13 protein-coding genes are annotated in these 12,283 nt (G+C 65.8%); 4 read left to right on the top strand and 9 right to left on the bottom strand.

Annotated elements, in window-relative coordinates; all coding sequences use genetic code 11:
• Window positions 1-16: 16 nt before the first annotated feature.
• From otnK to ltnD, 3 genes are read right to left on the bottom strand one after another with little or no spacing between them, the layout of a single operon-like run.
• A complete protein-coding gene (gene otnK, locus JQ633_RS17550; protein WP_211986304.1) occupies window positions 17-1,306 on the bottom strand; it encodes a 3-oxo-tetronate kinase in 1,290 nt (429 codons plus the stop codon).
• Window positions 1,303-2,085 (bottom strand): 2-oxo-tetronate isomerase, encoded by a 783-nt coding sequence (gene otnI / locus JQ633_RS17545; RefSeq protein ID WP_211986303.1) that lies wholly within the window; start codon window positions 2,083-2,085, stop codon window positions 1,303-1,305. The genes otnK and otnI overlap by 4 nt, the downstream gene beginning before the upstream one ends.
• Window positions 2,086-2,098: 13 nt before the next feature.
• Window positions 2,099-3,010: an L-threonate dehydrogenase gene (gene ltnD, locus JQ633_RS17540; protein WP_211986302.1), complete on the bottom strand. Its 912-nt coding sequence runs from the start codon at window positions 3,008-3,010 to the stop codon at window positions 2,099-2,101.
• 110 nt (window positions 3,011-3,120) lie between these two features.
• Between ltnD and JQ633_RS17535 the strand changes: the two genes are divergently transcribed.
• The gene (locus tag JQ633_RS17535; protein ID WP_211986301.1) at window positions 3,121-3,777 is read left to right on the top strand and encodes an aldolase; all 657 of its coding nucleotides are present in this window, start codon (window positions 3,121-3,123) and stop codon (window positions 3,775-3,777) included.
• Window positions 3,778-3,824: 47 nt separating this feature from the next.
• The gene (locus JQ633_RS17530; RefSeq protein ID WP_211986300.1) at window positions 3,825-4,100 is read left to right on the top strand and encodes a hypothetical protein; all 276 of its coding nucleotides are present in this window, start codon (window positions 3,825-3,827) and stop codon (window positions 4,098-4,100) included.
• A gap of 383 nt (window positions 4,101-4,483) precedes the next feature.
• On the opposite strand, the gene JQ633_RS17525 is transcribed toward JQ633_RS17530, so the two are convergent.
• The 6 genes from JQ633_RS17525 to JQ633_RS17500 all read right to left on the bottom strand — a co-directional run bounded on the left by JQ633_RS17525 (window position 4,484) and on the right by JQ633_RS17500 (window position 9,946).
• The gene (locus JQ633_RS17525) at window positions 4,484-5,188 is read right to left on the bottom strand and encodes an ABC transporter ATP-binding protein (protein WP_211986299.1); all 705 of its coding nucleotides are present in this window, start codon (window positions 5,186-5,188) and stop codon (window positions 4,484-4,486) included.
• Window positions 5,172-5,918: an ABC transporter ATP-binding protein gene (locus JQ633_RS17520; protein WP_211986298.1), complete on the bottom strand. Its 747-nt coding sequence runs from the start codon at window positions 5,916-5,918 to the stop codon at window positions 5,172-5,174. The genes JQ633_RS17525 and JQ633_RS17520 overlap by 17 nt, the downstream gene beginning before the upstream one ends.
• The gene (locus tag JQ633_RS17515) at window positions 5,915-6,892 is read right to left on the bottom strand and encodes a branched-chain amino acid ABC transporter permease (RefSeq protein WP_211986297.1); all 978 of its coding nucleotides are present in this window, start codon (window positions 6,890-6,892) and stop codon (window positions 5,915-5,917) included. The genes JQ633_RS17520 and JQ633_RS17515 overlap by 4 nt, the downstream gene beginning before the upstream one ends.
• Window positions 6,892-7,770, bottom strand: coding sequence for a branched-chain amino acid ABC transporter permease (locus JQ633_RS17510; RefSeq protein ID WP_211986296.1), 879 nt, complete (start codon window positions 7,768-7,770; stop codon window positions 6,892-6,894). The genes JQ633_RS17515 and JQ633_RS17510 overlap by 1 nt, the downstream gene beginning before the upstream one ends.
• Before the next feature lie 31 nt (window positions 7,771-7,801).
• Window positions 7,802-9,049 (bottom strand): ABC transporter substrate-binding protein, encoded by a 1,248-nt coding sequence (locus JQ633_RS17505; RefSeq protein WP_211986295.1) that lies wholly within the window; start codon window positions 9,047-9,049, stop codon window positions 7,802-7,804.
• An 87-nt stretch (window positions 9,050-9,136) separates the two neighbouring features.
• Entirely contained in the window at window positions 9,137-9,946 is an 810-nt protein-coding gene (locus tag JQ633_RS17500) for a putative hydro-lyase (RefSeq protein WP_211986294.1), read from the bottom strand.
• Window positions 9,947-10,065: 119 nt separating this feature from the next.
• Between JQ633_RS17500 and JQ633_RS17495 the strand changes: the two genes are divergently transcribed.
• Together JQ633_RS17495 and JQ633_RS17490 are read left to right on the top strand one after the other, a co-directional pair.
• On the top strand, window positions 10,066-10,998 hold the full coding sequence (locus JQ633_RS17495) for a LysR family transcriptional regulator (RefSeq protein ID WP_211986293.1): 933 nt from the start codon (window positions 10,066-10,068) through the stop codon (window positions 10,996-10,998).
• A 14-nt stretch (window positions 10,999-11,012) separates the two neighbouring features.
• The gene (locus JQ633_RS17490; protein WP_211986292.1) at window positions 11,013-12,263 is read left to right on the top strand and encodes a Zn-dependent hydrolase; all 1,251 of its coding nucleotides are present in this window, start codon (window positions 11,013-11,015) and stop codon (window positions 12,261-12,263) included.
• Window positions 12,264-12,283 lie beyond the last annotated feature (20 nt).

Below are 12,283 nucleotides of genomic sequence, written 5' to 3'. Positions count from 1 at the left end.
CTGCGCGACGAACGCGTCAGCGCATCAACGCGAGCGCGTCGGAGAAAAACTCCGGACCGCCGAAATTGCCCGATTTCAGGGCCAGCAGCATCTCGCCGTCTTTGGCGCCGACGGCGCGCAAAACCGGCACGCCTGCAGCGATTTCCGCACCGACGAGGAAGCCGGGGATGCCGAGCCGATCGACCACGGCGCCTGAGGTTTCGCCACCGGCGACCACCAGCCGGCGCACGCCGGATTTGACCAGACCTTCCGCGATATCGGCCATCGCCTGCTCGATGGCATGTCCGGCTGCATCACGGCCATGCCGGGATTGCAGGGCTGCCACCTCGTCCGGTGTCGAGCTGCTCGCGATCAGGATCGGACCGTCGCCGATCCTGTCTTTCGCCCAGGCGAGCGCGCGCTGCGCCTCGTCCCTACCGGCGATCACCCGCTCGGGATCGAGGTGCAGCACCGGCATGACCTTTTCGGCGTTGGCGATCTGCTGCAGGGTCGCCTGCGAGCAGCTTCCGGCGAGGCATGCGGCCGGGCCGCCGACTGCGGCCCCGGATATTGCGCTGACGGCATCCGGCTTGGCGCTGCCCGCGGCGACCAGCGCCCGCGCGAGGCCAAGCCCGATGCCTGAGGCGCCGACCGAGACGCGGTGGTCGAGCGCGACCTGGCCGATGGTCTCGAGGTCGCGGTCGAACACCGCGTCGATGACGGCGGCGCCAATGCCCTTGGCGGCGAGATCCTTCAGCTTGGCCCGGACTGCGTCCGCGCCGCGGGTCAGCGTTGCGAGATCGACCAGCCCGACCGTGGTCTTGCTCTGGCGCGCCAGCACCCGGACCAGATTGGAATCGTGCATCGGGTTGAGCGGGTGGTCCTTCAGCGGGCTCTCGTTCAGCGGCACCGCGCCGACGAACAGATTGCCCTGGTAGATGGTGCGGCCGGTCTCCGGGAAGGCCGGGGTCACCAGCACGATGGCATCGCCGGAATCGGCGCGCAGCGCATCCATGACGGGGCCGATATTGCCGGCGTCGGTGGAATCGAAGGTCGAGCAGATCTTGAACAGGATATGTTTGGCACCGCGGCCGCGCAGCCATTTCTCAGCGTCGCGCGAGCGCGTCACGGCAAGCCCGGCCTCGATCGAGCGGCTCTTCAGTGAGACCACAACAGCATCGACCTCGGGCAGCGCCAGATCGTCGGCCGGCACGCCGATGGTCTGCACGGTGCGCAGGCCGGCGCGGGTCAGCGTGTTGGCGAGGTCCGAGGCGCCGGTATAGTCGTCGGCAACGCAGCCGAGGGACAGTTTCGCGGCTGAACTCACGGCTTCACTCCGGCATAGGGCTTGAACCAGTCGAGACCGTCGGTGGTCTTACCGCGCGGATTGTATTCGCAGCCGACGAAGCCGCCATAGCCGAGCCGGTCGAGCTCGGCGAACAGGAACGGATAGTTCAGCTCCTCGCCGTCGGGCTCGTTGCGCGAGGGGATCGAGGCGATCTGGACGTGGCCGATGATCGGCATCATCTCGCGCAGCCGCATGGTGACGTCGCCGTGGATGATCTGGCAGTGATAGATGTCGAACTGCAGCTTCAGGTTCGCCATCTTCAGCTCGTTGATCAGGTCGCGCGCGAAGATGAAGTCGTTGAGGAAGTAGCCGGGCACGTTGCGCGGGTTGATCGGCTCGATCACGACGTCGAGCCCATGCGGGGCGAAGAACTCGGCGGCATGGGCGACCGATTTGCGAAACGCCGCGACGGCCCTGGCATCGCTGCGGTCGGCGATGCCGGCCATCAGATGCACCCGCTTGACGCCGGTCGCCTGCGCATAAGGCAGCGCGGTCTTCAGGCTCGCTTGCAGGTCGGCGAAGCGGTCCGGCAGCGCGGCAAAGCCCTTCTCGCCGGCGTTCCAGTCGCCCGGCGGCAGGTTGAACAGCGCCTGCGTCAGCCCGGCGGCCCTCAGCCGCTTGCCGACCTCCTCGGCCGGATGATCGTAAGGAAACAGGAATTCCACCGCGGTGAAGCCCGCCTTCGCCGCCGCATCGAAGCGGTCGAGGAACGGGACCTCGTTGAACATCATGGTGAGGTTGGCGGCAAAGCGGGGCATTGCAAAAGTCCTCTTATTTCTCGCCGGGAAGCTTGGTGCCGGTGACCTGCGCATACATCCGCGCCACCGACGCGTCGTCGTCGCGGCCCATTCCGGCGGCTGACGTCATCAGGAACATCTGCAGCGCGGCGGCCGAGACCGGCACCGGGAAGCGGGCGTTGCGCGCCATGTCCTGGATGATGCCGAGGTCCTTGACGAAAATCTCGACCGCGCTGCGCGGCGCATAGTCGCCGTCGAGAACGTGCGGCATGCGGTTCTCGAACATCCAGGAATTGCCGGCGGAGGCCGTGATCACCTCATAGACCTTGCGGATATCGAGACCCTGCTTGGCGGCGAAGGCGATCGCCTCCGAGGCCGCGGCGATGTGCACGCCGGCGAGCAGCTGGTTGATCATCTTGAACGCAGCGCCCTGCCCCGCGGCATCGCCGAGCTCGTAGAGCTTTGCGGCCATCGCATCCAGCGCCGGCCGCGCCTTCGCGAACGCCGCCGGACTGCCCGAGGCGAGGATAGTGAGCTCGCCCTGCGCCGCGCGCTGCGCGCCGCCGGAGATCGGGGCGTCGAGATAATGCCGGCCGGTCGCCTCGAGCTGCTTGGCGAGGCGCCGCGCGATCTCGGGGTCCATGGTCGCAGAGGAGATGAAGACGGCGTCCTTGGCCAGCGTTTCCGCTGCGCCATCCTTGCCGAACAAAATAGTCTCGGTCTGCGCGGCATTGACGACAACGCTGACGACGATGTCGGCATCCTTGGCCGCTTCGGCCGGCGATTTGGCGCCCTTGCCGCCGTCACCGACGAAGCGCGCGACGGACTCGGCCGACACATCGCAGCCGGTGACCGCAAAGCCGGCGCGCTTCAGCGAGGTCGCCATGCCGTATCCCATCGAGCCGAGCCCGATGACGGCGACGCGTGGTGTTGCGGAACTGGACATCCGGCGATCCCTCGATTTTTAGCGACTTTGATTGCTTGCCTATCACGGCTTGGCCGCGCTGCCAAAGCATGAGACAACTCGGGAAACGGATAGCGCCAAAGCGAAACGGCATGAGCGAAACAAAGCTTCGTGAGGACATCTGCCGCTTCGGCCGCTCGCTGTTCGAGCGCGGGCTGACGCCGGGCTCCTCAGGCAATATCAGCGTCCGGCTCGACGATGGCGGCTGGCTGGTGACACCGACCAACGCCTCGCTCGGCTTCCTCGATCCCGCCAGGATGTCGCGGCTCGACGCCACCGGCCGGCTCGTCTCCGGCGATGCCCCGACCAAGGAAGTGCCGCTGCACACCGCGCTGTACCAGACGCGCAGCGCCGCCCGCGCCGTCGTGCACCTGCACTCGACCCATTCGGTCGCACTCTCGATGCTGCCCGAGATCGATCCGCGCGCCGCGCTGCCGCCGCTGACGGCCTATTACGTGATGAAATGCGCGCCTACCGCGCTGGTGCCCTATTATCGGCCCGGCGATCCGGCGGTCGCAGACGCGATCAAGGGGCTGGCCGGCAAGTATTCATCCGTGCTGCTCGCCAATCACGGACCGGTGGTCTGCGGCGACACGCTGGAAGCGGCGGTGTTCGCCACCGAGGAGCTGGAGGAGACCGCCAGACTCTATCTGCTGCTGCGCGGGCTCAACCCGCGACATCTGTCGCCCGAGCAGGTCAAGGATTTGACCCGGACGTTCGGGCTCGTGCTGCCGGATCACTCTCACTAGATCATTCTCACTGGATAAAGCAGAGGATAGCCATGCGGAGGACAGTCATGATGCGCTTGATGGGATTGGCATTCGTGGTTCTCGTCGGCGGCGGCCTGACCGGATCGACCGCCCGGGCCGATGAGACCTTGCCGGACCTGCTGGCGATTCAGTTGCGCTCGCAGGGCTACGCCTGCGACAAGCCGCTCAAGGCCGAACGGGACGACAAGCTCTCCAAGCCCGACGACGAGGCCTGGACGCTGACCTGCAGCAACGCGACCTACCGCGTCAGACGCGTGCCCGACCTCGCCGCCAAGGTCGAAAAAATCGAGCCGAGCAAGTAGGGCTGCCCTCAGACATCGCCTCCGCCGTCACTCGAAGCCACGACGGGCAAGTCGCTCTTCCCGCATCGTCGTCCTGGCGGAAGCCAGGACCCATTGCCCCGGCACATGGTTGCGGCACGAAACGCGTGGATCAACCCCATGCAAAGTAGATCGCGGTGGTAATGGGTTCTGGATAGCCCTCGTCCGGGACGATCCAGGGCACCGTCACAGACGGATTTTGGCATCTCCCATGGGTCGTCCCGGCGAAGGCCGGGACCCATAACCACAGGGTCAAGTTGTTGGAACGAGCTGTGGCCCCAGCATTACGCAACAAGATCCTTCGGTGGTTATGGGTCCCGGCCTTCGCCGGGACGACACCGGAATGCGTGGAGGCATCGTAGAAACTACAGCCCCAGATACGCCTTGCGGACGTCGGGATTGCCGCTGATCTCGGCCGCGGTGCCCTGCATCAGCACGCGGCCGGTCTGCAGGATGTAGGCGCGGTCGGCGATCTCGAGGCATTCGGCCATGCGCTGCTCGACGATCAGCACCGTCATGCCGGCGTCGCGGATGCGCTTCACCGCCTGGAAGATCTCGTCGACCAGCTTCGGCATGATGCCCTGCGACGGCTCGTCGAGCATCAACAGGCGCGGCCGGGTCATCAGGGCGCGGCCGATCGCCAGCATCTGCTGCTCGCCGCCGGACAGCGTCTCGGCGCGCTGGTCGAGCCGCTCGCCGAGCCGCGGGAACAGCTTGAACACCAGATCGAGCGGCGCGTCGCGGTCGGACTGGCTGCGATAGAGGTAGCTGCCGAGGCGGAGGTTGTCGCGCACCGAGAGCCGCGGAAACAGCCGGCGGTTCTCCGGCACGAAGGCGATGCCGCCTGATGTGATGACGTGCTGCGGCTGGCCGTCGATGCGCTTGCCGTCGAAGGTGACGGTGCCCGAGCGCGGCCGCTCGGCGCCGGCGATCGATTTCAAGAGCGTCGACTTGCCCGCGCCGTTGGCGCCGGCGACGCAGACGATCTCGCCCTTGGTGACGTCGATCGACACCGCCGAGATCGCGACCAGGCCCTGATAGGCGGTGGTGACTTCACGCACCGACAGCATGACGATCCCCGAGATAGGCAGTGATGACTTCCGGATTGCGAACGACCTCAGTAGGTTTGCCCTCGACCAGCACCTTGCCGAGATTGAGCACGATGGCGCGGTCGACCAGCGGCATCACGATCTCCATGACGTGCTCGACCATCAGCACGGTGATGCCGGTGGCGCGCACCTTGCGCACCAGCTCGACACCGGTCTGCGCCTCGACCGGCGTCAGGCCGGTCAGCACCTCGTCGAGCAGCAGAAGCTTCGGCTCGGTCGCCAGTGCACGCGCGACTTCGAGCCGGCGCTTCTCCGACGGCACGAGGTCCGCGGCGAGCTTCTCGGCGCGCGCGGCAAGGCCGCAGAATTCCAGCACCTCATAGGCCTTTTGCCGCGCGATCCGCATCTTGGTGTTGCGGATCAGCGCGCCGACGATGACGTTGTCGATCACCGTCATGGTCTCGAAGCTCTTCACGACCTGGAAGGTGCGCCCGACGCCGCGCTGGCAGCGCTCGGCCGCCGGCAGCTTTGTCACGTCCTCGCCGTCGAAAATGATCGAGCCTTGCGTCGGCGGCAGCACGCCGGCGATCAGGTTGAACAACGTCGACTTACCAGCGCCGTTCGGGCCGATCAGGCCGACGATCTCGCCGCGACCGACCGAGATCGAGACATCGCTGTTGGCGACGAGGCCGCCGAAGCGCTGCCAGACGCCACGGGTTTCCAGCAGCGGGGTTTCGAGAGGAGCCGTCATCGCGCCGCCCCCTTGCGCAGCGAGAACACGCTGACCAGGCCGCGCGGCAACGCCAGCGAAATCGCGACGATCAGCGCGCCGTAGACGATCAGGTCGACGCCGCGGCCGGAACCGCCGACGAAGGAGCGCGTCAGCTCGGTGAGCGGGATCAGGATCACGGCGCCGAGCACCGGGCCCCACAGCGTGCCGATGCCGCCGAGCACCGCGGGGAGCGCCATCAGCAGCGAGAACTGGAAGCCCATCACGCTTTCGGGGTCGATATAGGAGACGAACTGGGCGTAGAAGCTGCCGCCGACGGCGACCAGGAAGGCGGAGACCGCGGCCGCGCCCATCTTGGAATTGAACACGACGACGCCGAGGCTTTCGGCAGCGTCGGGATTGTCCTTCACTGCGCGCCACCAGAAGCCCCATTTGGAGTCTTCCAGCCACCAGGTGACGAACCAGGCGACGCAGGCCAGCGCCAGCGCGAAATAGAAGTAAGGCAGTTTCGAGCGGGTGAACTGGAATTTCAGCCAGCTGTCGCCGCGCACCGGGATGTCGATGCCGAGCGCAGCGCCGGCCCAATCCCAGTTCTGGATCAACAGCAGCGCGATCTCGGCGATCACGATAGTCGCGATCACGAAGTAGTGGCCGCGCAGGCGGAAGCAGGGATAGCCGAGCGCCATCGCGATCACTGCCGAGATCGCCCCGCCGGCCAGCATGCCGAACCACGGCAGCACGCCGAACTTGGTGAACAGCAGCGCCGTGGTGTAGGCCCCTAACCCGAAATACAGCGCATGGCCGAGCGAGATCTGTCCGCAATAGCCGGACAGGATGTTCCAGCTCTGCGACAGCGCCGCGTACATCAGCGTCAGCACCATGATGTTCTGGACGTAGACGTCCTTGACGAACAGCGGCGCCAGCGCGGCCAACACGGTGAAGCAGCCGGCCATGATCAGGTCACGCCGGCGGCGTTGGGCGAAATGGCTATCCATCACATCGATCCGAACAGGCCGCGCGGGCGGATGAAGACGACCAGCAGATAGACGGCGTAGATGCCGACCGATTTCAGCGACGGCGGCAGGATCAGCGCGGTGGTGGCTTCGACCAGGCCGACGATGATGCCGCCGGCAAAGGCGCCGAACACGCTGCCGAAGCCGCCGAGCGCCACGGTGACGTAGGCGATCAGCGCAAACGACGCGCCGACGTCGGGATAGATGTAGAAGAAGATCGCCATGATGGCGCCGGCAAGGCCGACCAGCGCAGCGCCGAGGCCCCAGCCGAGCGCGAACACCCGGTTCTTGTCGATGCCGACGAGGGCCACCGCGCCGGCGTCCTCGCGGGTCGCCTCCAGCGCGCGGCCGAAATCGGTGCGGTTGATGAAGAAGTAGAGCGCGACGAAGGCCGCGATCGACAGCATCGCGCCGATCAGCTGCGGTTCAGGCAGGAAGATGCCGCCGATCGACACCGTCTTGCCGCCGAGCCATGATTGCGGAATGCTGCGATAGTCCGGCGTGAAGAAGAACTGCGCGAGGCCGCGCATCACGATGGCGAGGCCGAAGGTCGAGAAGATCTGCACCATGCCGGCATTGGCCTTGGCGCGCATCGCGAAGCGGACAATCAGGAGATAGACCACCGCCCCGAAGACGAACAATGCCGCGGCGACCAACGGCGCCGACAGCAAGGGGTCGATCGCGAAGAATGCGAACAGGAAGAACGTCACATACATCGCGATCATCAGGAACTCGCCGTGCGCGAAGTTCACGACGTCCATCAGGCCGAAGATCAGGGCAAGCCCGGCGGCGATCAGCCCGTAGAGCAGCCCCATCAAGAGGCCGCTCGCCAGACTTTGGATAATGGTCTCAGCTGTCACCGCCGTCTGCCCCTTCGTTAGGTCCGACCGATTACTTGTTCATCGGCCAGATCGCCTCGGAGACGGCGACCTGCTCCGGGAAGATGGTCACGAAGTTCTTCGCGGCGTATTGCAGCAGCACCGGATCGGCGAAGTTGTTCTGCCCCATCTCGTCGAACTTGACGCGCTTCCACGGCATGATCGTCGTATCGCCCGGCATGTCGGTGGCGACCAGCGCCTCGCGGATCTTGTCGCCCTCGGTCGACTTGGCGCGGTTGATGGCGTCGGCCATCACGATCAGGCCCATGAACTGGCGCGACGAATAGTCGTTGAAGTCCTTGCCGGACTTGGCGCGGTACATCTCGTTGATGAGACCGACCATCGGCCGCTTCTGCGCGAGGTCAAGCGAGAAGCTGCCGCGCGAGATCACGCCCTCGAGCTTGTCGCCGACCGCGTCATAGGTCGCCTTCTCGGAGAAACCGGCGTCCTGCGCCATGATATTCTTCGGCTTGTAGCCGAGTTCGGCCATGGTCTTGACCAGCAGGATCGCGTCGGTGGTGTAGCTCGACGGCATCAGCACGTCGGCATTGGCGGCCTTGAGCTGCTGCACCTCGGCGGTGAGCGACGGCGAGTTGGCGCGATACTTGATGTCGGACACGATCTTGTAGCCGCGCTCATTGGCGAGCTTGGTCTGCGCGTTCGCCGAATCGGTGCCGAAGATGGTGTCCTCGTGGAACAGCGCCAGCGTCTCGATCTTCTGGCCCTTCTTCTTCATCACGTCGAAGAAGTCGAACATCGCGGTCGAGAACATCTCGTCATGCGGCGAGGCGCGGAAATAGAACTTCAGGCCGCGGCGATGCAGGCTCGGCGAGGAATTGTCGGCCGACAGGAACGGCACGCCGTAGCGCTCGCAGATCTGGCTGACGGTGACGGCGACCGCGCTCTGATAGGTGCCGATCACGGCGCAGACCTTGTCCTGGGTGATCAGGCGCTCGGCTTCGGCGCGACCCTTCTGCGGATCGGCCTGGTGGTCGGCGAACACCAGCTTGACCTTGGCGCCGCCGAGGCCGGGCAAGCCCTCGCCCTTGGCGAGCGGCAACGCGAAATCATAGTTCTTGTTGATGATATCGGCCGCGGTCTCGAACGCGCGCTGCGCGTCGACGCCGATCTGGGCGCTGGCACCGGACAGCGGATAGATCACGCCGATGGCCACTTCACTGGTCTGCGCGCGTGCGGCCATCGGACCGAGCGCGGCGGCGGCTGTGGCACCCAGCAACACGTTGCGGCGAGAGATCGTCATGCGAAATTCCCCTTGGTCAGTTTGTTTTTATCGATGAAACGCTTGTAGCGCGCAGTAAAGCCCGAATGAATTGCACGAATTGCCTATTCAGAGCACAGCGAGCGCCTTATTCCTGAGATCGGTGACGAGCATCAGGCCCGGCGAATGCGTGATCGCGAACGGCAGCTTCGCAGCTGCGATCACCGATTGCGGCGTCACTCCACAGGCCCAGAACACCGGGATCTCGTCATCGCCGACCGGCACCGGATCGCCGTAATCGGGCTTGGCGATATCCTCGATCCCGATCAGATGCGGATGGCCGAGATGAACCGGCGCGCCGTGCACCGACGGGAAGCGCGAGGTGATCTGCACCGCGCGGATCGCATCCGCCGGCTTGAAGGGACGCATCGATACCGTCATCGGCCCCACGAACGGCCCGGACGGGCTGCACGCGATGTTGGTGCGGTACATTGGCACACGCAGGTTGCGTTCGATGTGACGGATCGGCAGCCCGTCCTCCAGCAGCGCCTCCTCGAACGAGTAGGAGCAGCCGAGCACGAAGGTGACGAGATCGTCGCGCCAGTATTTCGTGATGTCGGCCGGCTCGTCCACCACCTCGCCGTCGCGCCAGACGCGGTAGCGCGGCACGTCGGTGCGGATGTCGAGGTCGAGACCGAGCGCGGGGATGCGCGGATCGCCGACATCGGACATGCCGATGATCGGGCACGGCTTCGGATTGAGCTGGCAGAAGCGGTGGAAGGCGCCGGCGAGCTTCTCGGGCAGGATCGCGAGATTGCCCTGGACGAAACCGTTGGCGACGCCGGCCGTGGTCTCGGCCATGCCGTGGCGGAAGGCGCGTCGCGCTTCGGCGCTCGCAAGCACCGGGTCCCCTTGCTGCACTGCCGCAAAAACAGTCATGGGAGCCTCCTGCCCATAATCTCGACAAGGACAAACCAACACCACGCGTGATATAATGTCTAATCGTCCTTTCTAATCAAAATCGATAAACACGATTTATCGATCGGAAAATGCTTCCAATGACGGACTTCCGCTCGATTGAAACGTTCCTGTGGGTCGTCAAGCTCGGCAGCTTCCGCGGCGCGGCGGCGCGGCTCAACACCACCCAGCCGGCGATCTCCCAGCGCATCGCCCAGCTCGAGCGCGAGATGGGCGTCAAGCTCCTGAACCGCGATCATCGCGTGGCTTCGCCGACACCGAGCGGCCGGCTGATGATGGTCTATGCCGAGAAGCTGATCGGGCTGCGCTCCGAGATGATGGCCGAGGTCGGCGACCGCTCGGCGATGCGCGGCGCTCTGCGGCTCGGCGTCGCGGAGACGATCGTGCACACTTGGCTGCCGCGCCTCGTCAAGAGCGTCAACGAGGTCTATCCCAACCTGTCGCTGGAGATCGAGGTCGACATCACGCCGAACCTGACCGCACGGCTGCTGGCGCAGGAAATCGAACTCGCCTTCGTGCTCGGCCCGGTCTCGGTCTCCGGCGCGCATAACCGCGTGCTCTGCGATTACCCGATCGGCTTTCTGGCGAGCCCGGCGCTCGGCCTCGGCGACGGCCCGGTGACGCGGCAGGATCTGGCGCGGTTTCCGATCATCACCTTTCCGCGCAAGACCCAGCCCTACGAGACCGTGCGCGCGCTGTTCAACGGGCCCGACCTGCCGCCGATCCGCCTGCACGCCTCGACCTCGCTCGCGACCGTGATCCACATGGCCAATGAGGGTCTCGGCATCGCGGTGATCCCCTCCGCGATCGTCGAGAGCGAGCTTGCCGACGGACGCCTGCAACTGCTCGACACCGACCTCAAGCTGCCGCCCCTCACCTTCACCGCGAGCTGGCTTGCCTCCCCCGATGCGGTCGCGATCGAGCGCGTCGCCAACCTCGCACGCCAGATCGCGCAGGAGAGCGTGACGGTTGACGGCGCGAGAGCGGCGCGTCATGAAAATGCGGTCGCGTAAAGGGAAGAGCCGCAATGAGCCGAGCCGCAACCAACCTGCAGATCGATTCCGCCCGCCTCTGGGGCGCCATCCACGAAACCGCGCAGTTCGGCGCGACCGCCAAAGGCGGCGTGCGGCGGCTGACGCTGAGCGCCGAGGACAAGCAGGTGCGCGACTGGTTCCGCAAGGCCTGCGAGGACGCCGGCCTCGACGTGCATGTCGATGCGCTCGGCTCGATGTTCGCCTTGCGGAAAGGCCGGGACATGTCGAAGCCGCCGATCGGCGTAGGCTCGCACCTCGACACCCAACCGACCGGCGGCAAATATGACGGCATTCTCGGCACCCTCGCCGCGCTGGAGATGGTGCGGACGCTGAACGATGCCGGCATCGAGACCGAGCTGCCGATCTGCATCTGCAACTGGACCAACGAGGAAGGCTCGCGCTTCGCCCCGGCGATGATGGCCTCCGCCGCCTATGTCGGTGACTTCACCACCGACGACATTTTGTCGCGCAAGGACGCCGAGGGCGTCACGGTCGCGCAGGCGCTGGACTCGATCGGCTATCGCGGTGATGCGCCGGTCGGCCGCCAGAAATTCACCAGCTTCGTCGAGCTGCATATCGAGCAGGGCCCGATCCTGGAGGCCGAAGGCAAGACCATCGGCGTGGTCGATTCCGGCCAGGGCGTGCTGTGGTACGACGGCAAGATCATCGGCTTCGAGAGCCATGCCGGCTCGACCCCGATGCCGCTGCGCCGCGACGCGCTGGCGACGCTGTCGGAGATCGTGCTGGCGATGGAAAGCATCGCCAGGAAGCACGGCCCGAAGGCGGTCGGCACCATCGGCGAGGCCGTGATCGCTGCGCCCTCGCGCAACGTCATTCCCGGCGAGATCGCCTTCACGGTGGATTGCCGCAGCGCCGACGCCGCGATCATGGATGCGCTCGACCGCGACCTGCGCGCGGCGATCGCCGAGATCGCGCCGCGGCGCAAGGTCGAGGTCCAGCTCGATCTGGTCTGGCGCAAGCCGCCGACGCATTTCGATCCCAGGCTGGTCGACGCGGTCGAGAACGCGGCAACGCAGCTCGGCTATTCGCACCGCCGCATCACCTCCGGCGCCGGCCACGATGCCTGCAACCTCAACACCGTGATGCCGGCGGCGATGGTGTTCGTGCCGTGCAAGGACGGCATCAGCCACAACGAGCTGGAGGATGCGACGCAGGCCGACTGCGCCGCGGGCGCCAACGTCCTGATGCACACGGTGCTGGCGCTCGCCGGCGTCGCGTCCTAATTAATTGAGCATGATCTGAT

It is taken from the genome of Bradyrhizobium tropiciagri (genome assembly GCF_018130505.1).
In the GTDB taxonomy this organism is placed as follows: Bacteria; Pseudomonadota; Alphaproteobacteria; order Rhizobiales; family Xanthobacteraceae; genus Bradyrhizobium; species Bradyrhizobium tropiciagri_B.
The sequence above is the reverse complement of the archived record's forward strand: the minus strand, read 5'-3'. Positions and strand labels throughout refer to the sequence as shown.

What these genes read in the sequence shown, in the direction of transcription:
- ltnD (WP_211986302.1), bottom strand. Translation starts at nt 3,010, where the DNA reads ATGTCCAGTTCCGCAACACCACGCGTCGCCGTCATCGGGCTCGGCTCG.
- JQ633_RS17515 (WP_211986297.1), bottom strand. Translation starts at nt 6,892, where the DNA reads ATGGATAGCCATTTCGCCCAACGCCGCCGGCGTGACCTGATCATGGCC.
- JQ633_RS17535 (WP_211986301.1), top strand. Translation starts at nt 3,121, where the DNA reads ATGAGCGAAACAAAGCTTCGTGAGGACATCTGCCGCTTCGGCCGCTCG.
- JQ633_RS17505 (WP_211986295.1), bottom strand. Translation starts at nt 9,049, where the DNA reads ATGACGATCTCTCGCCGCAACGTGTTGCTGGGTGCCACAGCCGCCGCC.
- JQ633_RS17525 (WP_211986299.1), bottom strand. Translation starts at nt 5,188, where the DNA reads ATGCTGTCGGTGCGTGAAGTCACCACCGCCTATCAGGGCCTGGTCGCG.
- JQ633_RS17530 (WP_211986300.1), top strand. Translation starts at nt 3,825, where the DNA reads ATGATGCGCTTGATGGGATTGGCATTCGTGGTTCTCGTCGGCGGCGGC.
- JQ633_RS17500 (WP_211986294.1), bottom strand. Translation starts at nt 9,946, where the DNA reads ATGACTGTTTTTGCGGCAGTGCAGCAAGGGGACCCGGTGCTTGCGAGC.
- otnI (WP_211986303.1), bottom strand. Translation starts at nt 2,085, where the DNA reads ATGCCCCGCTTTGCCGCCAACCTCACCATGATGTTCAACGAGGTCCCG.
- JQ633_RS17490 (WP_211986292.1), top strand. Translation starts at nt 11,013, where the DNA reads ATGAGCCGAGCCGCAACCAACCTGCAGATCGATTCCGCCCGCCTCTGG.
- JQ633_RS17520 (WP_211986298.1), bottom strand. Translation starts at nt 5,918, where the DNA reads ATGACGGCTCCTCTCGAAACCCCGCTGCTGGAAACCCGTGGCGTCTGG.
- JQ633_RS17495 (WP_211986293.1), top strand. Translation starts at nt 10,066, where the DNA reads ATGACGGACTTCCGCTCGATTGAAACGTTCCTGTGGGTCGTCAAGCTC.